18 protein-coding genes are annotated in these 18,815 nt (G+C 39.8%); 16 read left to right on the top strand and 2 right to left on the bottom strand.

The window, feature by feature from the left end; genetic code table 11:
• Nucleotides 1-477: 477 nt before the first annotated feature.
• Nucleotides 478-1,746, bottom strand: coding sequence for a matrixin family metalloprotease (locus HMPREF2877_RS08220; RefSeq protein ID WP_070579557.1), 1,269 nt, complete (start codon nucleotides 1,744-1,746; stop codon nucleotides 478-480).
• Between the two features lie 213 nt (nucleotides 1,747-1,959).
• Here HMPREF2877_RS08220 and HMPREF2877_RS08215 point away from each other — a divergent pair, with 213 nt between their 5' ends.
• The 9 genes from HMPREF2877_RS08215 to folP all read left to right on the top strand — a co-directional run bounded on the left by HMPREF2877_RS08215 (nucleotide 1,960) and on the right by folP (nucleotide 11,224).
• A complete protein-coding gene (locus HMPREF2877_RS08215) occupies nucleotides 1,960-2,697 on the top strand; it encodes a LytR/AlgR family response regulator transcription factor (RefSeq protein ID WP_004183124.1) in 738 nt (245 codons plus the stop codon).
• 309 nt (nucleotides 2,698-3,006) lie between these two features.
• Nucleotides 3,007-4,185, top strand: coding sequence for a sensor histidine kinase (locus HMPREF2877_RS08210; protein WP_070579555.1), 1,179 nt, complete (start codon nucleotides 3,007-3,009; stop codon nucleotides 4,183-4,185).
• A 111-nt stretch (nucleotides 4,186-4,296) separates the two neighbouring features.
• Complete coding sequence (locus tag HMPREF2877_RS08205; protein ID WP_070579552.1) at nucleotides 4,297-5,676, top strand: hypothetical protein; 1,380 nt, start codon at nucleotides 4,297-4,299, stop codon at nucleotides 5,674-5,676.
• A gap of 162 nt (nucleotides 5,677-5,838) precedes the next feature.
• The gene (gene rpsP, locus HMPREF2877_RS08200) at nucleotides 5,839-6,111 is read left to right on the top strand and encodes a 30S ribosomal protein S16 (protein ID WP_002884675.1); all 273 of its coding nucleotides are present in this window, start codon (nucleotides 5,839-5,841) and stop codon (nucleotides 6,109-6,111) included.
• A gap of 11 nt (nucleotides 6,112-6,122) precedes the next feature.
• Nucleotides 6,123-6,371, top strand: a complete 249-nt coding sequence (locus HMPREF2877_RS08195) for a KH domain-containing protein (protein ID WP_002884680.1) — start codon at nucleotides 6,123-6,125, stop codon at nucleotides 6,369-6,371.
• Between the two features lie 161 nt (nucleotides 6,372-6,532).
• Nucleotides 6,533-7,795 carry a bifunctional folylpolyglutamate synthase/dihydrofolate synthase gene (locus HMPREF2877_RS08190; protein WP_070579550.1) on the top strand — a complete coding sequence of 421 codons (1,263 nt, stop codon included), beginning with the start codon at nucleotides 6,533-6,535 and terminating at the stop codon, nucleotides 7,793-7,795.
• A gap of 66 nt (nucleotides 7,796-7,861) precedes the next feature.
• Nucleotides 7,862-9,706 (top strand): APC family permease, encoded by a 1,845-nt coding sequence (locus tag HMPREF2877_RS08185; RefSeq protein WP_070579548.1) that lies wholly within the window; start codon nucleotides 7,862-7,864, stop codon nucleotides 9,704-9,706.
• Between the two features lie 145 nt (nucleotides 9,707-9,851).
• The gene (folE, locus tag HMPREF2877_RS08180; RefSeq protein ID WP_002884345.1) at nucleotides 9,852-10,415 is read left to right on the top strand and encodes a GTP cyclohydrolase I FolE; all 564 of its coding nucleotides are present in this window, start codon (nucleotides 9,852-9,854) and stop codon (nucleotides 10,413-10,415) included.
• Between the two features lie 8 nt (nucleotides 10,416-10,423).
• The gene (folP, locus tag HMPREF2877_RS08175; RefSeq protein WP_070579546.1) at nucleotides 10,424-11,224 is read left to right on the top strand and encodes a dihydropteroate synthase; all 801 of its coding nucleotides are present in this window, start codon (nucleotides 10,424-10,426) and stop codon (nucleotides 11,222-11,224) included.
• A gap of 31 nt (nucleotides 11,225-11,255) precedes the next feature.
• Here the strand turns inward: folP and HMPREF2877_RS08170 are convergent, their stop codons facing one another.
• Nucleotides 11,256-12,707, bottom strand: coding sequence for an alpha-amylase (locus HMPREF2877_RS08170; protein ID WP_045001529.1), 1,452 nt, complete (start codon nucleotides 12,705-12,707; stop codon nucleotides 11,256-11,258).
• Between the two features lie 220 nt (nucleotides 12,708-12,927).
• Between HMPREF2877_RS08170 and folB the strand changes: the two genes are divergently transcribed.
• The 7 genes from folB (at nucleotide 12,928) to HMPREF2877_RS08135 (ending at nucleotide 18,679) form a co-directional block, all read left to right on the top strand.
• Nucleotides 12,928-13,287, top strand: coding sequence for a dihydroneopterin aldolase (folB, locus tag HMPREF2877_RS08165; RefSeq protein ID WP_004183107.1), 360 nt, complete (start codon nucleotides 12,928-12,930; stop codon nucleotides 13,285-13,287).
• The gene (folK, locus tag HMPREF2877_RS08160; protein ID WP_004183105.1) at nucleotides 13,284-13,775 is read left to right on the top strand and encodes a 2-amino-4-hydroxy-6-hydroxymethyldihydropteridine diphosphokinase; all 492 of its coding nucleotides are present in this window, start codon (nucleotides 13,284-13,286) and stop codon (nucleotides 13,773-13,775) included. The genes folB and folK overlap by 4 nt, the downstream gene beginning before the upstream one ends.
• Nucleotides 13,776-13,964: 189 nt before the next feature.
• A complete protein-coding gene (gene murB, locus HMPREF2877_RS08155; RefSeq protein WP_070579544.1) occupies nucleotides 13,965-14,867 on the top strand; it encodes a UDP-N-acetylmuramate dehydrogenase in 903 nt (300 codons plus the stop codon).
• Between the two features lie 46 nt (nucleotides 14,868-14,913).
• Entirely contained in the window at nucleotides 14,914-16,068 is a 1,155-nt protein-coding gene (locus HMPREF2877_RS08150; RefSeq protein ID WP_002884517.1) for an ABC transporter ATP-binding protein, read from the top strand.
• The gene (locus tag HMPREF2877_RS08145) at nucleotides 16,052-16,846 is read left to right on the top strand and encodes an ABC transporter permease (protein ID WP_045001535.1); all 795 of its coding nucleotides are present in this window, start codon (nucleotides 16,052-16,054) and stop codon (nucleotides 16,844-16,846) included. The genes HMPREF2877_RS08150 and HMPREF2877_RS08145 overlap by 17 nt, the downstream gene beginning before the upstream one ends.
• A complete protein-coding gene (locus HMPREF2877_RS08140; protein ID WP_014632760.1) occupies nucleotides 16,843-17,619 on the top strand; it encodes an ABC transporter permease in 777 nt (258 codons plus the stop codon). The genes HMPREF2877_RS08145 and HMPREF2877_RS08140 overlap by 4 nt, the downstream gene beginning before the upstream one ends.
• Nucleotides 17,612-18,679, top strand: a complete 1,068-nt coding sequence (locus HMPREF2877_RS08135) for an ABC transporter substrate-binding protein (protein WP_002884479.1) — start codon at nucleotides 17,612-17,614, stop codon at nucleotides 18,677-18,679. The genes HMPREF2877_RS08140 and HMPREF2877_RS08135 overlap by 8 nt, the downstream gene beginning before the upstream one ends.
• Nucleotides 18,680-18,815 lie beyond the last annotated feature (136 nt).

Raw genomic sequence — 18,815 nt, 5'->3', positions numbered from 1 at the left:
ATGTAAGAAATAATCATGAACAGTCATTTTCTGGTCTTGAATGGTAATTTTGTGAGAATTATTTTGAACGATTACTAATCTAGTGAGCTAATACCAACGACTATGTGCTTTAATAGACTAAAAAACGCCTAGCTGCTGTTGCTAGACGTTCTTTATTAGGAGAGATCTGGAAATCTAGGAATGGGGGAAAAGTGTTTGGGGAAGATAGGTATAAATGTTAAGAAGGGTTCCTAGACTATGTTATTCTGTTTATGAGAATAATGAGCAAAAACTAACAAAGTTGAGTTCTATAACTCATCCGGTCTCTCTTTACATTTTCTATTTTACCAAAAAAAACGAAGAAAATCTTACATATTTTTAAAATATGTAAGAAATAATCATGAACAGTCATTTTCTAGTCTTGAATGGTCAACTCACCTGTATAAAAAAGCAGAACCTGATAGGTCTGCTTATAAATTATAGTGATGGTGTAAAAACTTAAATCTTGCTATAGAGTTTCTTAACATTGTTAATATCAACTTGTTGGATACTTGTCTTACCACCTTTAGGTTCCATTACAGAGGCAACGGCACTGTTGTGCTCAAGTCCAATTGAGTGTCCTAATTCGTGTTGCGCAGTGTTAAGGAGTTTCCCACCATTCTTTTGATAATAATTGTTTTGAACATGGAAGGTGTTCAAGTAAACAGTAGCATTACTATATTGCTTAGTTGGGAGGTAGTAAGTAGAGTAGGTAACCCCAAGAGGAGCTGCCACATTACCTTCATAACGTTCATCAGCAATGATGTTAGCTTTTTGTTTATCGTTAGTGAGCAAGAAATTAAAGGCACCAGTGCTATTCCAAGAAGTGATAGCTTGTTTGTAGGCATTCACGATTTCAGGATTCTTAGCATTGATGAAGACTGTTGCTGCCTTACTTGACCAGTGAGGAGTGTCGTAATTCTCTTTTACCAGTTCGTTATTCTTTTGCCATACTTGAGCAACTCGGTCCACTGGTTTAGCAGGTTGGATAGGAGTGGCTTTAGGAGCTGTAGGTTTAGTGACAGTCGTTGTTGGTTTCTTAGGTTGAGTTGTAGGAGTTGTAGGTTTGTTAGCGACTGTGGCCACTTTTTTAGGTTGACTAACAGCAGGAGTTGATTGTTTAGGTTTCGGTGTAGCTGTTGTCGTTGGTTTTGTAGAAGGTGTTAATGGTTTTGGAATATAAGTAGATATAATCTTATGAACGTTACCATTATTAATTTCTGTTGACACCCATGTAGCACCATCTTTTGACCAGGTTTGTGCTTGAGCAATAGTTTCGGTCTTTGGTTCAGCTTGATTTTCTACAGCCTTCTGATTGCTATCTGTATTTGTCGGAATTCTAGTCTCATAGGTTTTGCTGCCAGTCTGGCTGTCGACAGTACTATTAGCTGTTTGACTATCTTGTTTCAATTCCTCAAAAGTCGTAGTATTTGCGGGAGTTTGTTCATAGTCATTTTCATGTGTATGAAGACCATCCACAGAGGTATGTGACACAGTAGTAACAGTAGTAGGTGTTTCACTAGATACACCTGTTTGAGCGATGATATTTGTATTTGTAGCTGTTTCAAGTTCGGAAAATGTCAGAGCCTGATTAGGATCTGAAACATAGGTTTGATCCGCAGAGGCATGCTGAGGACTTCCCACAAGAAAAGCACTAATGATACCGACAGTTGCAAGGGTCAAGATGGTCTTTGTCTTAGTCCCTTGTGTTTTAAATGAACGTAACATAGCTTTCTCCTTTTTAATATCAAACAAAAACAGTTCTCATAATAACACCTAAAAATGAAGATGAAATGACAAGGAGATAACAATTGTTTTATAAATGAAATGTGGTGAGTTAAAAAGATTTTATGCTGTAAAAAAAGGAATATTATCCGATTAATTATGATAAAATGTTAGGTAGGTATATTAAAGTATATTAGAAAGAAAGAGGGAAATAAGATGCTTTCTATTATCGTCCTTGAAGATGATGCCTTGCAGCGTCATCGTGTTAGTCGTTTATTGGACGAAGCAGTTGAGGAGTCGAAGGCCGTTGTTGATGGGATTACCTTTTATGAGCAGGGGCAGGAATTGTTAGATACTGACAGGGACTCAGGTAAATCCATGGTTTATCTTTTGGATATTGACCTCAAGAATCAGACCAAGCAGGGACTAGATATTGGCTTGGAGATTCGAAAAGAAGATTTAAAGGCACAAATTGCTTTTGTAACGGCCTATTCCGAATTTATGCCTTTGACCTTTCGTTATAAGATTCAAGCCCTTGATTTTGTAGATAAATCCATGGACGATGTGGATCTTAAGAGAGCCCTAGTAGAACTATTAGATTTTGCTCAGTCACAGGTTGAACAAGAAACTAAGGCTCAGAGCCTAACTGTCAAAACAGATAAAAATGATGTCAATCTTCCTTATGAAGATATTTTATATATTGAGACAGCTCCGGTACCCCATAAGTTGATTGCCCACACCAAGTTAAACTTGGTAGAATTCTATGGAAAGATTGCAGAGGTAGCAAAGTTGGATGACATTTTCTTCCAAACGCATCGCTCCTTTGTTGTCAATGTTAGCAATGTCGCCAGCGTTGATCGTACAGCTAATATGGTATTTTTTGAGGGTGACGAGTCTTGTCTGCTCTCGCGCACACGTAAAAAGGAATTTTTGGAACGGTTGAAAAACCGTTAAAGTTTTAGCTCTCCTTTTTTCTCTAATTGTTATTGAAATTTTTCTGAAATTAGAGATAACTATTCAACTTTATCTCATTTATTATCAGGAATTATGCTAGAATAGCAGTATGACCTTTTGTTGTTTATTTAGAATCTTTAGAAGGAAGTTGCTAACCATTAAATGATACTCAATTTACAAATTGCATTAGAGTTTCTTTTGCATTTCATCGTTATACAGTGGATTTACGAAAAGACTAGCCTGGTTAGGATACCACGTATGATTCTTCCTATTGCGTTCCTAGTTGAATGTATAGGGGGAATACTGGGGATGTCATATAATGTCGGTTTGTCCTTTATGACACCTTTCTACCTTCTTTTCTATGCTTATTTCTATGGCAAGGAAAGAACCACCAATATGTTGGCGTTTTATGCCTTCTATCCTCTTGTTCTTTATCTTTTGATTTTTAATGGTTATGCCTACTTTTTGATGCCGGGATTTGGTATCACATCGGATTTTCTTAACAAAAGTTATCTTTATTTTATTTTCTTTGACCTTTTAATTATTCCAACATTTGTTGCTCTTTCCAAACTCCTTAATATTGATTTTAAATATTTGAGGGTCTTGGAGCGAGATCGCAAATTTGGTCGGATTATGTTCTTCACTAACTTTGTTTTGATTAGTTATGTGATTCTGAACTATTCCGTAGTTGTTGCTTCGCGTTTCTTTGATTTGTACTATGCTGGCCATATTATAACCTTGACTGGATATATTGCGATTCTTTATGCTGTTTACAGTGTCAATAGATATGCAGATGAGTACTTTGAAAATGAGCGAAGAAAAGAAAATCGTCGTCACTTGGATGACTTAGAGAAGTATTCTGAGCAGGTTGAAAGTCTTTACGAAACGTTACGCAGTTTCCGTCACGACTATACTAATGTCATGATTTCGCTTAATGAAGCCATTCAGATGAAAGACATTGACCAGATTAAGATGATTTATGACAGTGTCCTTAAAGATTCTGCATCAGATCTGAATCAGCAAAAGTTTGATTTAGCAAAACTAACACGAGTGACCAATATGCCACTCAAGAGTCTTCTATCATCTAAATTGGCTGAAGCTTTTGATAAGGGAATTCAATGTCATGTTGAGGTTGAAGAAGGTGTTTTCTTCACAGATGTGCGTGCTCTAGACTTGATCACAATCATATCCATTCTTTGTGACAATGCTATTGAAGCTACTGTATTGGCAGATAAACCAAAATTATCTATTGCTATCTTTAAGATGGGAAATCAATCAGTTATTGTTGTTGAAAATTCAACTAAGGAAGCTTATATTGATGTAACTCCTTTGAAACAAAGAGGATTTTCAACAAAAGGAACAGGTCGAGGGTTGGGCTTGGCAAATATCGAAGAGATTCTCTTTAGATACGATAATGTCACGCTTGAAACGGAATCAGCACAACACCGTTTTGTCCAATTATTGTCTATTACACCAAAAGAAGATTAATGGGGATTTAATAAGAATTTTTAGAATTCTTGTTAATCCCTATTTTTATGTTAAAAAGTATGGTAAAATAGGGAAGTTAATCATGTGTTTTTTAATTCAGGGGGATTTATTATGTTGAAAGACGAATGGTTAGAGTACTTTGAGGCTGTGAATGGCCGAAAACCAAGACCAATCGACTTTAAAGAAGCCTTGGAACGAGGAGAGTTTGTTCTCTCTGAAGGTGCAGAGGCTAACCAAGTAGCTGATCAAGGAGAAACATCAGCTGACCAACAGTTTGAAGAAGAAACCGCAACTGCCAGAGCGCTAGCCCAGTCTCAGAAAGAGCGTGACAACGCGCAAGAGGCCATGGCAAATGCGGCCCAAGAAAAGAGAAAGGCCCTATCTCAAGAGACTGTTGGTCAAGTAAGAACCATTCAGTCGGGCCGTCAGGCTGAGGATATTCAAAAAGAAGAGGAACAACGCAAACGCGTCGCAGAGGCTAAGGAGCGTTTGGCAAGTTATGCGCCAACCCGTCCAGATGTAGGAAATCATTCTGTTAATACCTCGAGTGAGCCTAATCAATCTATTCCAGTTTTCAGTAACCAAGCACAGCATCTTGGATTGTCTGAGGATTTGACAAAACTTGATCATAAGGAAGAAAAAGCAGCTAAGAAGCTTGCTCGTCAAGCTGCTCGTGATAAGAAAAAGGCTGAAAAATTAGCTGCTAAAGCTAAATCTAAGGAAGAACAGACAGTTGCCAAACTAGAAAAGAGATTGGAAAGTCAGGTTCGTCTTCTCGAAACGATTCAAAACGCTAATCAAAAATCGCAAAAGGCCAAAAATTGGGGTAAAGGAGCCTTGATATCTAGTCTTGTTGCTGTTGTTTTGATGTTGCTTGTCGGTGGTGTCTACGGTTTTTGGCGTAATGCTTCGGGGAACATTGAGGGGACTTGGGAATTAAAATCGTCTAAGGTCTTGGATGAAAATTCTGGAAAGTTAACCAATGCTCTGAAAGAACATGAAGATAAAGATGAAATTTACGTCTCTTTCCTTAAAGTTGATCAGTCTAATAATTTACAAACACATTCTTACTTTTATAAAAAAGGTGAGGAGGATCAGCCTACTTTTACAGCTTCAGATTATTTGAAGGAATATCAAGTTGTTGATCAGTGGAATAAATCAATCACCTATACTAAAGAAGTTTCAGAATTTAAGCGTGAGTTAACTAAAGTTGTCTCGCAACTTTATCCAAATGCAGATAAGAATCTAGTAGATTACTATATTTCGGATAACGTAGATAACTACCGACTCTACCGTAAAGGGAAACGCACCAAGTCCTATACTGTAAATAAAGATACCTTGGTTGTTTCCACCTACAACGAGGATGGCAAGTTGACCAGTCGTGATACTTACGAGAAAGTGTCGAAGGTAGCGGCTAAGGGTTTAGAAGCTGAATATGCTGAAGCAAAGGTAGCTTATGAAAAAAATCATAAGACTACGACTAAGAAATAGTCGAAAAGGAAGTTAGAGTTTGACTCTAACTTTTTTTGTAGAAATTTTAAGTCTGTCAAGTTTTTTTCTTGACACATAAAAATGATATGGTATACTAGTTAAGGTCGAGGGGCGATAAGTGCCCCCACCATAATAAAAAACTAAAGAAAAGAGATATTAAAAATGGCAGTAAAAATCCGTTTGACTCGTATGGGTTCTAAGAAAAAACCTTTCTACCGTATTAACGTTGCAGATTCACGTGCTCCACGTGATGGACGTTTCATCGAAACAGTTGGTACTTACAACCCACTCGTTGAAGAAAACCAAGTAACACTTAAAGAAGAACGTGTTCTTGAGTGGTTGTCTAAAGGTGCACAACCTTCAGATACAGTTCGTAACATCCTTTCAAAAGAAGGCGTTATGAAGAAATTCCACGAATCAAAATTCTCAAAATAATTTTTTAGCCTATGGATACCATTGAAAATCTTATTATCGCTATCGTTAAACCTTTAATTGCTTCACCAGATCAGTTGACCATCAAAATTATTGACGGTCCTGAGTTTTTGGAGTACCATCTTGATCTTGCCCCAGCCGATATTGGGCGTGTTATCGGGAAAAAAGGACGTACTATTACGGCGATAAGAGCGATTGTCTATTCGGTACCTACTCAAGGTAAAAAAGTTCGTCTGGTTATTGACGAAAAAGAGAAAGCTTAAGAGGTGACCCTAGGGTTGCCTTTTTTGCATATTTTGGTTATACCTAGAAGTCTTTGGTATAATAAGAGCGTCAAAGCATTAAGCTCAAGGAAAAACTAGAAATCTAGTTTAGAGGTCAGCTTGATGACTAAGTTGAAGCAATAGCCTAAAAAGGAGTAATTATGACTTATCAGGAAGCGTTGGATTGGATTCATGGACAATTAAAATTTGGCATCAAGCCTGGCTTGGAGCGTATGGCTTGGATGCTTAAAGAGTTGGGAAATCCACAAGATAATCTCAAGGCTGTGCATGTCGTGGGAACAAACGGCAAAGGGTCTACAGTCAATGCCCTACAAACCATTTTTACCCAGGCGGGTTATGAGGTTGGAACCTTTACCTCACCCTATATTATTGACTTCAAGGAACGAATTTCTCTTAATGGTCAGATGATTTCAGAAGAGGACTTACTTGACCTGGTTAATCGTGTGAAGCCTGTGGTTGAACGTTTACCAAAAGAGACAGAGCATGAAAATGCGACAGAGTTTGAAATTATCACAGTCTTGATGTTCCTCTATTTTGGTCAGATCCATCCTGTGGATATCGCATTCATTGAAGCGGGAATGGGTGGTCTTCATGATTCGACTAATCTCTTTAAGCCCTTGGCAGTCCTATGTCCTTCGATTGGTTTGGACCATCAGGCTATTTTGGGGAATACCCATGCTGAAATTGCAGCTGAGAAGGCCGGTGTTTTGAAGAATGGGGCTCCCTTTATTTATGCGGCTGATCGTACTGATGTTCGAGATGTTTTCGAGAAGAAGGCGCGTGAAGAAGGGTCTAAGACCTATGAGCTGGGGAGAGATTTCACAGCTGAAGGGTCAAGCCATTCCTTTGATTTTACCTATGGAGAGCAAAGGTTAGATGATATAGCCTTGGCTATGGCCGGTCAACACCAAGTAGCAAATGCTAGCTTGGCTATCATGGCTTCTTTATTGCTTCAAAAAGATTATCCTGAAGTAACTCTTGAACTCATAAAGAATGCCCTGGCTCATGCTCATTGGCGAGGTCGAACAGAATTTTTAAGACCTAATCTCATGATTGATGGTGCTCATAATAATGAGAGTGTTAAAGTTTTGATTGACTTGTTGCAATCAGAATATGCAGATAAGGAGATTGAACTTCTCTTTGCAGCGATTGACACCAAGCCTATTGACGGCATGCTTGCCCAACTAAAATCGGTTGGTGACTTGACTGTAACGAGTTTTGACTATCCAAACAGTGTTAAATTAGATAAATACCCAGAGGCTTATAAGCAGGTACCAGACTTCAAAACATGGATTAAAGAACATGTGACGACTGACAATAAGAAACTTTATGTGGTAACGGGATCTCTATACTTCATTTCTCAGGTCAGAAAATGGGTTTTAGAGCAGGCAAGTGATGGTTAAGACTTGAAAGATAACATTTAGGGGCGTATAATAGCCCTCGTATATTTTAAAAGTAAGGAGATCACAATGTTTCAACGTCTGAAAAACATTTTAATCGGTGAACCTCTAACTCATGATGATAGTGGTGATGAACACTTATTGTCCAAGATTCAGGCCTTGGCCATGTTGTCGAGTGATGCACTTTCATCTATCGCCTATGGTCCAGAGCAGGTCGTCTTGGTTCTGACAGCTGTATCTAGTGCGGCTATTTGGTGGTCAATCCCTATTGGACTTTTGGTTCTCGTCCTTTTGGCCAGTCTTACCATTTCTTATAGACAAGTTATCAAAGCCTATCCTCAAGGTGGTGGCGCCTATATGGTAACGACGGAAAATCTGTCTCCTAAGTTTGGCTTGATAGCTGGTGGTAGTCTTTTGGTCGATTACATGTTGACGGTTGCTGTTTCAGTGGCCTCAGGTGCAGATGCCATTACTTCAGCCCTTCCCTTCCTGCATCCTTTCAATCTTGAAATATCAATGATTTTGGTGCTTGTTTTGATGGTTATGAACCTTAGGGGAATGCGTGAATCGGCAAAATCTTTGATGATACCAGTTTATCTCTTCATTGTTTCGACGCTCTTCTTGTTGGGATTTGGTTTCTTTCAAATTTTAACGGGTCATATGCCTTACGCAGCCACAGCGCATTTAGGACAACCAATTACAGGTGTGTCTTTGATTCTTATTTTAAGGGCCTTTACTTCAGGTTCTGCCTCATTGACAGGGGTAGAAGCTATCTCTAATGCGGTGCCTTTCTTTAAGAAACCTAAGGCAAAAAATGCAGCTTCAACCCTCTTTGTTATGTCTAGCATTTTGGGGGCTATGTTTGCGGGAATCACCTTCCTCAACTGGTGGACAGGTATTACACCTCATGCAGGAGTAACCATCTTGTCACAAATGGCTAGGGAAATCCTTGGTCAGTCATGGATTGGTAGTATTCTATTTTACGTTTTCCAATTCTCTACTGCCATGATTCTTGCAGTAGCAGCTAACACAGGTTTTTCAGCCTTTCCGATGTTGTCCTTTAATATGGCGAAAAATAAATACATGCCTCACATGTACCTTGAAAAAGGGGCACGTATGGGATACTCTAATGGGATCTTGACACTTGCAATTGGTGCCATTACCCTTTTGTTCATTTTCCGAGGAAATACGGAACGGTTGATTCCGCTTTATACCATCGGTGTATTCATTCCATTTGCTCTTTCTCAAACGGGGATGGTTATCCATTGGATTCGTGAATATGGTAAGGGATTCTGGAAACACTCTTTAGCTAATATCTTGGGCGCCCTCATTTGTTATGCTATTGTTCTCATTCTCTTCCTTTTCCGTTTAGGAGATATCTGGCCATTCTTCCCAATTATTGCAATCTTGATGTGGATGTTCCTTAAGATTAAAAAACACTATAATGGTGTTGCTCAACAGTTGCGTATTGATGGAGCGGTAGAAGAACACCATTATCAAGGAAATATTGTTCTTATCCTCGTTGGGAATGTTACCAAGGCTAATATCGGAGCTATTTCCTATGCACGTTCTATTGGTGACAAGGTTATCGCCATGCATGTATCTACTAAGGATACAGAGAACAAGGACAAGGAAACTGAACAAGAGTTTAAAAAATATTTCCCTGAAATTGAGATGGTTCATATCCAATCACCGTACAGCTCAATTACTCAGTCAACCATTCAGTATGTGGACGAGGTCGCCACTCAAGCTGAGAAGGATAATGCGACTCTGACAGTCATGATTCCTCAGTTTGTACCTAAAAAATCATGGCAAACCATGCTTCACAACCAAATGAGTTTACGATTGAAATATTATCTCAAATGGCGTGAGAATATTGTGGTTTCATCCTATTCTTACCACTTGAAAGACTAAAAAATATAAGCGAAGATAACCTCTATATGAAAGGTGGTCTTCGCTTTTTTTGAGAATTAGGTAGCTAGGAAATCTTATTTTTTGCAAGAAAAATCCAGCAAAATAAGGTATAATAGATAGTATTATAACGTTGCAAGAGGAAATTATGGCAAATCAAGAAAAAGTAGAACAAGCAGTCTATCAACTATTGGAAGCTCTAGGTGAAAATCCTGAGCGTGAGGGACTTTTGGACACACCAAAACGTGTGGCTAAGATGTATGCTGAAATGTTTTCAGGTCTAAATGAAGACCCTAAGGATCAATTTACAGCTGTCTTTTCAGAAGTCCATGACGAAGTTGTCCTTGTCAAGGATATTCCTTTTTACTCTATGTGTGAGCACCATTTGGTTCCATTTTATGGTAAGGCCCATGTGGCTTATTTGCCAAGTGGAGACAAGGTGACAGGACTTTCCAAATTAGCGCGTGCGGTTGAAGTAGCTGCTCGTCGTCCACAGTTGCAAGAACGTCTTACCGATCAAGTTGCTACAGCACTTGAAGAAGCTCTGAATCCTCGAGGAGTTTTTGTCATGGTTGAAGCAGAGCACATGTGCATGACTATGCGAGGCATTAAGAAACCAGGAAGTAAGACAATCACAACTGTCGCTAAGGGCCTTTATAAAGAAGACCGTGAAGAACGCAAGGAAATTCTTTCATTGATGCGTGATTTTTAGGAGTTAAGATGTTTATTGGCAAACATGAGATTGCAGGTAAGGCCTGTATTATGGGAATCTTGAATGTCACCCCTGATTCTTTCTCAGATGGTGGCGATTTTGACACTGTAGAGGATGCGTTGGCCCAGGTTGAGCGTATGATTGCCCAGGGGGCTGCCATTATCGATGTAGGTGGCGAATCTACAAGACCAGGAGCAGAATTTGTGACTGAGGAAGAAGAGATTGATCGTATCGTGCCAGTTATTCAGGCTATCAAGGCAAAATATGATGTGCTCATCAGTATTGATACCTATAAGACAGTCACTGCCAGAGCTGCTCTTGAAGCAGGTGCAGATATTCTAAATGACGTCTGGGCAGGACTCTATGATGGTCAGATGCTAGCTCTAGCAGCTGAAAAGAATGTGCCGATTATTCTCATGCATAATCAAAAAGAAGAAGTATACAATGATGTCACAGAAGATGTCTGTACATTCCTCAGTCAACGTGCTCAGGCCGCCTTGGAAGCAGGTGTGGTCAAGGACAATATCTGGATTGATCCAGGCTTTGGCTTTGCGAAAAATGTCCAACACAATATTGACCTGCTAAAAGGTTTGGACAAGGTCGTTGCCCTAGGCTATCCTGTTCTTTTTGGGATTTCTCGTAAGCGTGTTGTGGACTACCTACTAGGTGGAAATACCCAAGCTAAGGACCGCGATCAGGGAACGGCTGCTCTATCTGGCTATGCTGTTAGCAAGGGTTGTCAGATTGTCCGTGTACATAATGTTGACGCCAATCGTGATATTGTTAAGACCATTTCAGGAATTCTATGATACTAAAAAAAGCTCAATTGAGCTTTTTTTCTTAGTCTTGAATTGTCCAAACGCTGACAGATTTTTCAGAAACTGGGAAGTCTCCCCATCCGTCTTCGTCAATGGTTACAGTATCAGAGCAGTTTCCAAGAATGTCATAGAAGGTTTGTCCAGCCCAATCACTACCAATTTCCATAGACTTGCTGTTAGCAGCATCATTAGAGATTGTTACAGCTAATGGAGCGCCATCTTCGTTGCCAGAGCGTGTCCATCCAATACAGTTTGGATCATCAAAGTAGTCTGTTTGCTCTCCGTAAGCTAGGTCTTTACGAGCGTAGAGCAAGGTATCTAGGGTTTCTTGGAAATTTTCTTGAGCAAATTCACCTTCGATTCCATAGTAGTCACCATAAAATAGGCAAGGAAGACCGTCTTCACGGAGAAGGATGAGAGCATAAGCAGCTGGTTTAAACCATTCTTCAACAGTAGATTCTAGAGCTTGTCCGCGTTGAGTGTCGTGGTTGTCTACGAAGGTTACAGCATGTTCAGGATGATTTTTGACCAAGGAATGATCGAAAATTGTCGTCAAATCATAATCGGCACCATCTAAGCTAGCCTTGTGTAGATTGTTGTGGAGGGGAACATCGACGAGGTCAAAACGTTTTTCAATCTTTTCAAGATAGATATTATTTTCCTCTTCGTTACCATTCCAAAATTCACCAAAGACATAGAAATCCTGACCTTGTTTTTCTTTGACATCACGAATAAAGTTACGCATGAAGAATGAATCAATGTGCTTGACTGCATCCATGCGGAATCCTTGAACGCCTGTTGTTTCAACGAACCAATCTGCCCATTCGTAAATGTTTTCAATAACTTCAGGGTGTTTATAGTCTAGGTTAGCATACATAAGGTAGTCAAAGTTACCATTCTCATTGTCAACCAAGTCGTTGTCTGCCCAACCTTTGTTGTCACCTTGGATAAGATAGATGCCACTTTTATTACGTTTGGCATCGAAGTCAGTTCCGTTAAAGTGGTACCAGTGCCATTCAAAATCGTTGTAGGCTTTATTACGTCCGTCAAAGGTGAAGTGTGTCCAACCTTCGATTTCAAATGGTTCGCTGATTTCTTGGGTACGGTCCTCTGGGTCAACTTCGACCACTTCGAAGGTCTCGAGTTTATCGGCTGCTGCCTTGTGGTTAAGCACAACGTCGGCCATAGGTACAATACCAACTTCTTTGAGTTGGTTGATAGCATTGAGATACTCTTCTTTGAGGCCGTATTTGGTTCGGACTGTTCCTTTTTGGTCGAATTCTCCAAGGTCAAAGAGGTCATAGACTCCGTAACCAACATCATCTTTGTTGGTGGCCTTAAAAGCAGGTGGCATCCAAACGTGGCTGATGCCCAGGTCTGCTAAATGTTGGGCATCATCAGCCAAATTGTTCCAGTGTTGACCGTCACTTGGAAGATACCATTCAAAGTATTGCATTGCGGTTTGATTTGTCATAGTTTTTTCCTTAATTAGTTGAGATAGTCTTGCTTGTAATCAGGAATCTTTTTAACTCCTGTGCCTATATTTTACCAAATCAGAAGAATTATGCAACCGATTGCATACGCGTAAACACAATAACTTCAGATCTGTCTAAAATATCATACTAATTAGAGACCAACTTTTCAACTGTTTTGTGCTAGAATAAAGAGGAGTCTAGTCGTGTGAAGGAGAAACTATGGATAAAATTATTTTAAATGGTTGCCGTTTTTATGGCTATCACGGGGCTTTTGCTGAGGAACAGACCCTGGGACAAATTTTTGTGGTAGATTTGGAATTGGCTGTTGATCTAACCAAGGCCTCACAGAGTGACAATCTAGATGATACGGTTCACTATGGATTGGTTTTTGAAGCTGTGCAAAAACAAGTGGAAGATAAAAAGTACATTTTGATTGAGCGTTTAGCTGGTGCAATTTGCGAGGATCTATTTGCACAGTTTCCACCAATTCAATCTATTAAAGTTCGAATTACCAAGGAAAATCCCCCAATTAATGGGCATTATAAGAGTGTTGGTATCGAATTGGAGCGTAGCCGATGACAAGAGTTTATTTGAGTTTGGGATCTAATATGGGAGACCGTCAGGGCTATCTTCAAAAAGCTGTGAAGGCCTTGAATGACCTACCTGAGACGGAGGTTAAAGCGGTATCCTCTTATTATGAAACGGCTGCTTGGGGACTGACAAATCAGGCTGATTTTTTGAATCTTGCCTTGGCTTTAGAGACGAAGTTGCCAGCAGAGACCTTACTAAGGTCATGTCAGCAAATTGAAAAAGATCTTGATCGCGTTCGTCATGAGCATTGGGGGCCTCGGACAGTAGATATCGATATTCTTCTATATGGGCAGGAAATTTGGGAGACTGAGCACCTTAAAGTGCCCCACCCTTATATGAGCCAGAGAGCTTTTGTTTTGGTGCCCTTAGTAGAAATAGCAGATGATTTGGTTGACCCCAAAACTGGGCAAGCCTACAAAAATTATTTGAGTCACTTAAACACTAGTGATGTCCGTAAATTGGAACTTATGGACTAGCTTTGCGTGAAATTCCTTGTCGTCAAGATGGGGAATTTTTGCTATAATTAAACTTGGCTTTTTGCTGTATTTTTCTTCTAATTTTTAGGGAAAAATACTAACTCATTTTTAGGTAGTGATAGTAACATGGGGGAGTCTATCACGATACCTACAAAGAAATCAATGTATAGAAAAAGTATGGAAAATAACATGTTAGATGAACTTAAAGAAGATTTAGTGGGAATTGATATTCGTTTCGACGAACCCTTAAAACGTTATACATATACCAAGGTTGGTGGTCCAGCAGATTATTTGGCCTTTCCACGTAACCGCTATGAACTCTCTCGTATTGTCAAATTTGCTAATAAGCATGACATTCCTTGGTTGGTTCTTGGTAATGCTAGTAATTTGATTGTCCGTGACGGTGGTATCAGAGGTTTTGTGATTATGTTTGACAGACTTAATGGTATCGCAGTTAATGGTTATCAAATTGAAGCTGAAGCGGGAGCTAACCTGATTGCGACGACCAAGGTAGCCCGTTTTCAAAGTTTGACTGGTTTTGAATTTGCAGCGGGGATTCCAGGTAGTGTTGGTGGTGCCGTCTTTATGAATGCTGGTGCCTATGGTGGCGAGATTGCCCATATCTTGGTTTCTGCTCAGGTTCTTACAAAAGACGGTGATGTTCGTACGATTGACGCAAGAGATATGCGTTTTGGTTATCGTCGTTCAGTGCTCCAAGAAACAGGTGAAGTGGTTATTTCAGCTAAATTTAACCTCAAACCAGGAGATTACGAGCAAATCAAGAATGAGATGAATCGTCTTAATCATTTGCGAGAGCTTAAACAACCTCTTGAATACCCTTCATGTGGTTCGGTCTTTAAACGCCCACCAGGTCATTTTGCAGGTCAGCTTATTGTGGAAGCAAATCTCAAGGGACATCGTATCGGTGGTGTTGAGGTGTCAACTAAGCATGCTGGATTCATGGTCAATGTTGATCACGGAACAGCTAAAGACTATGAAGATCTTATTGCAGATGTCATCGCTAAGGTTAAGGAAAATTCAGGTGTAACACTTGAGCCTGAAGTACGTATCATTGGCGACAAATTAAACTAATAAAACCCTATCCCTATATTTGCTATCCATGGAGGATTTATGACAATTGACTAATCCGATTATTGCCTTTCGAAACGTCTCAAAAGTGTTTGAAGATAGTGGCACACAAGTTTTAAAAGACATCAACTTTGAACTAGAAGAAGGTAAGTTCTATACCCTACTCGGGGCTTCTGGTTCTGGTAAATCAACGATTTTGAACATCATTGCAGGTCTCTTAGATGCGACCAGTGGTGACGTCCTTTTGGATGGAAAGCGTATCAATGATATTCCTATTAATAAAAGGGATGTCCACACCGTTTTTCAATCTTACGCCCTCTTTCCACATATGAATGTCTTTGACAATGTGGCTTTTGCCCTTAAATTGAAAAAGGTGCCAAAAAAGGAAATCGAAGAGCGTGTAGAAGAAGCCTTAAAGATGGTTCAACTAAATGGTTATCAAAAGCGCTCAATTCAAAAATTATCAGGTGGTCAACGTCAACGTGTGGCCATTGCCCGTGCGATTATTAACCAACCACGTGTGGTCCTTTTGGATGAGCCCTTGTCAGCACTGGATTTGAAACTACGTACTGAAATGCAATACGAGTTGCGCGAATTACAGCAACGTCTAGGGATTACTTTTGTCTTTGTTACCCATGACCAAGAAGAGGCCTTGGCCATGTCGGATTGGATTTTTGTTATGAATGATGGTGAAATTGTTCAATCAGGAACTCCGGTTGATATCTATGACGAACCTATCAATCACTTTGTTGCAACCTTTATTGGAGAATCCAACATCCTTCCAGGTGTTATGATTGAGGACTATTTGGTTGAGTTCAATGGGAAACGTTTTGAATCTGTCGATGGAGGAATGCGTCCTAACGAACCTGTCGAAGTGGTTATTCGTCCTGAAGATTTGCAGATTACACTTCCTGAGGAAGGCAAATTGCAAGTTCGCGTGGAAACTCAGCTCTTCCGTGGGGTCCACTATGAAATCATTGCCTATGACAATCTTGGCAATGAATGGATGATTCATTCAACCCGTAAGGCAATTGAGGGTGAGATTATCGGTCTTGATTTTACGCCTGAGGATATTCATATCATGCGTCTTAATGAGACAGAAGAAGAGTTCGATGCACGTATTGAAGAATATGTGGAAGTGGAAGAACATGAAGATGGCTTGATTAATGCCATTGAGGAGGAGCGCTATGAAGAAAACAGCTAGCCTCTTCTCGGTACCTTACCTCCTATGGCTCTTACTCTTCGTGGTTGCTCCAGTGCTCATGCTACTCTATCAGTCTTTCTTTGATATCAGTGGCAACTTTACATTGGATAATTATGGCACCTTCTTTTCAAGTTGGACTTACTTAAGGATGAGTTTTAACTCAGTTCTTTATGCAGCCATCATTACTCTAGTAACTCTCCTCATCTCTTATCCGACGGCATATCTTTTAACCAGACTGAAGCATAAGCAACTTTGGTTAATGTTGGTCATTTTGCCAACCTGGGTCAATCTCCTTCTGAAAGCCTATGCTTTTATGGGGATTTTTGGTCAACAAGGCGGTATCAATGCCTTTCTCGGTTTCTTTGGGATTGCACCCATGCAAATTCTCTTTACGGATTTCTCCTTTATTTTCGTAGCTAGTTACATTGAAATTCCCTTTATGATTCTACCGATTTTCAATGTACTAGATGATTTGGATGAAAATATTGTGAATGCAAGTAAAGATTTGGGAGCCAATGATTGGCAGACCTTTACCAAGGTTATTTTTCCCTTATCGCTTAATGGGGTACGCTCTGGCGTCCAGTCGGTCTTTATTCCTAGTCTCAGCCTCTTTATGCTGACACGTTTGATTGGTGGTAACCGAGTTATCACCTTAGGGACAGCTATCGAACAGCACTTCCTCACGACACAAAACTGGGGAATGGGGGCAACCATTGGTGTTGTTCTTATTGCTGCTATGATTGCGACAATGTGGTTAACAAAGGAGAGACGTCAATGAAAAAATTTGCAAATCTCTATTTAGCTCTTGTCTTTGTTATCCTTTACCTGCCAATCTTCTATTTAATCGCCTATTCTTTCAATAGTGGTGGCGATATGAATAGTTTCACAGGTGTTACTCTGGATAACTACCAGAGCATGTTTTCAGATAGCCGTCTTATGTTAATTCTGGCTCAAACCTTCTTTTTAGCTTTCCTTAGCGCTCTTCTGGCAACGATTATTGGTACCTTTGGGTCTATCTTTATCTATGAGAGTAAACAGAAGCAGCAGACTGGGATTTTATCCCTAAATAACGTGCTCATGGTTGCACCGGACGTCATGATTGGTGCAAGTTTCTTGATTCTCTTCACCTTGATTGGTTTCCAACTAGGCTTTGTATCTGTCTTATTGAGTCACATTGCCTTTTCAATCCCAATCGTGGTTCTCATGGTGTTGCCACGTCTCAAGGAAATGAATCGAGATATGGTGAATGCCGCTTATGACCTAGGTGCAACTCAATGGCAGATGTTACGTGAGGTTATGTTGCCATACTTGACACCTGGTATTATTGCTGGTTATTTCATGGCCTTTACCTATTCGTTGGATGACTTTGCAGTAACCTTCTTTGTAACGGGGAATGGTTTTTCAACACTTGCTGTGGAAATTTACTCACGTGCACGTAAGGGGATTTCTCTGGAAATCAATGCCTTGTCAACCGTTGTTTTCCTATTCTCTATTCTTTTAGTGATAGGTTATTATGCGATTACCAAGGAGAAGGAGGAGCAGGATGCGTAGACTCTATCAATTTCTGGCAGGTATCTTAGCCATTATCTTCTTCCTTTGGGGCATCTCTGCCTACATGCAGAGTCGTACTGGAAATGTGTCAGACAAATTAGTTATCTATAACTGGGGTGATTATATTGACCCAGACCTTCTGACCAAGTTTACAAAAGAAACGGGCATCAAGGTCCAGTACGAAACCTTTGATTCCAATGAAGCCATGTATACCAAGATTAAGCAGGGCGGAACAACCTACGATATCGCTGTGCCGTCAGACTATACCATTGATAAAATGGTTAAGGAAGACCTTTTGGTGAAGTTGGATAAATCTAAAATCAAAGGTTTTGACCAGATTGGTTCAAGCTTTAAAGGGCTTAGTTTTGACCCTCACAATGACTATTCCATCCCTTATTTCTGGGGAACTGTCGGTATTGTTTATAATACAAAATTGGTGAAAAAAGCACCACAGCACTGGGATGATCTTTGGTCACCAGATTACAAAAACCAGATTATGCTAGTTGATGGTGCGCGTGAAGTCCTTGGTTTCTCACTCAATAGCCTGGGATATAGCTTGAATACGAAGAACATGACTGAATTACGTTTGGCTGAAACTAAACTTAATAGTCTAACACCAAATATCAAGGCTATTGTTGGTGATGAGATGAAGGGCTACATGGTTCAAGGTGACGCAGCTATCGGAGTGACTTTCTCAGGGGAAGCTAGTGAGATGCTTGATAAAAATGAGGACCTACGTTATGTTGTCCCATCTGAAGGCTCAAACCTTTGGTTTGATAATCTGGTGATTCCTAAGACTGTAAAGCATGAAAAAGAGGCTTATGCCTTTATCAACTTCATGCTTAAACCGGAAAATGCAGCGCAAAATGCTGAATATATCGGTTATGCCACACCTAACCAAGCAGCTAAAGCCTTGCTTCCAAAGAGTATCACCGATGATAAAGCCTTTTATCCCTCAGAATCAACCATTAAAAACCTTGAAGTTTATAACAACTTAGGACAAAAATGGCTCGGAATCTATAACGATATTTACCTTCAAGTTAAGATGTATCGTAAATAAGTCATTTGAGATTTGAGTTTTAGATGCCATCTAGAATGATTCTTCAAACGATTTTATTTTCGAAAATACTAAGAGGCTGAAACGCAATCGTTTCAGCCTTTTTCTTATTTATCTTACGAAAACCACTAGCTGTGCT

The sequence above is a fragment of the Streptococcus sp. HMSC072D03 genome (assembly GCF_001812855.1).
GTDB lineage: Bacteria > Bacillota > Bacilli > Lactobacillales > Streptococcaceae > Streptococcus > Streptococcus salivarius_D.
The sequence above is the reverse complement of the archived record's forward strand: the minus strand, read 5'-3'. Positions and strand labels throughout refer to the sequence as shown.

What these genes read in the sequence shown, in the direction of transcription:
- HMPREF2877_RS08220 (WP_070579557.1), bottom strand. Translation starts at nt 1,746, where the DNA reads ATGTTACGTTCATTTAAAACACAAGGGACTAAGACAAAGACCATCTTG.
- HMPREF2877_RS08215 (WP_004183124.1), top strand. Translation starts at nt 1,960, where the DNA reads ATGCTTTCTATTATCGTCCTTGAAGATGATGCCTTGCAGCGTCATCGT.
- HMPREF2877_RS08210 (WP_070579555.1), top strand. Translation starts at nt 3,007, where the DNA reads ATGTCATATAATGTCGGTTTGTCCTTTATGACACCTTTCTACCTTCTT.
- HMPREF2877_RS08205 (WP_070579552.1), top strand. Translation starts at nt 4,297, where the DNA reads ATGTTGAAAGACGAATGGTTAGAGTACTTTGAGGCTGTGAATGGCCGA.
- rpsP (WP_002884675.1), top strand. Translation starts at nt 5,839, where the DNA reads ATGGCAGTAAAAATCCGTTTGACTCGTATGGGTTCTAAGAAAAAACCT.
- HMPREF2877_RS08195 (WP_002884680.1), top strand. Translation starts at nt 6,123, where the DNA reads ATGGATACCATTGAAAATCTTATTATCGCTATCGTTAAACCTTTAATT.
- HMPREF2877_RS08190 (WP_070579550.1), top strand. Translation starts at nt 6,533, where the DNA reads ATGACTTATCAGGAAGCGTTGGATTGGATTCATGGACAATTAAAATTT.
- HMPREF2877_RS08185 (WP_070579548.1), top strand. Translation starts at nt 7,862, where the DNA reads ATGTTTCAACGTCTGAAAAACATTTTAATCGGTGAACCTCTAACTCAT.
- folE (WP_002884345.1), top strand. Translation starts at nt 9,852, where the DNA reads ATGGCAAATCAAGAAAAAGTAGAACAAGCAGTCTATCAACTATTGGAA.
- folP (WP_070579546.1), top strand. Translation starts at nt 10,424, where the DNA reads ATGTTTATTGGCAAACATGAGATTGCAGGTAAGGCCTGTATTATGGGA.
- HMPREF2877_RS08170 (WP_045001529.1), bottom strand. Translation starts at nt 12,707, where the DNA reads ATGACAAATCAAACCGCAATGCAATACTTTGAATGGTATCTTCCAAGT.
- folB (WP_004183107.1), top strand. Translation starts at nt 12,928, where the DNA reads ATGGATAAAATTATTTTAAATGGTTGCCGTTTTTATGGCTATCACGGG.
- folK (WP_004183105.1), top strand. Translation starts at nt 13,284, where the DNA reads ATGACAAGAGTTTATTTGAGTTTGGGATCTAATATGGGAGACCGTCAG.
- murB (WP_070579544.1), top strand. Translation starts at nt 13,965, where the DNA reads ATGTTAGATGAACTTAAAGAAGATTTAGTGGGAATTGATATTCGTTTC.
- HMPREF2877_RS08145 (WP_045001535.1), top strand. Translation starts at nt 16,052, where the DNA reads ATGAAGAAAACAGCTAGCCTCTTCTCGGTACCTTACCTCCTATGGCTC.
- HMPREF2877_RS08140 (WP_014632760.1), top strand. Translation starts at nt 16,843, where the DNA reads ATGAAAAAATTTGCAAATCTCTATTTAGCTCTTGTCTTTGTTATCCTT.
- HMPREF2877_RS08135 (WP_002884479.1), top strand. Translation starts at nt 17,612, where the DNA reads ATGCGTAGACTCTATCAATTTCTGGCAGGTATCTTAGCCATTATCTTC.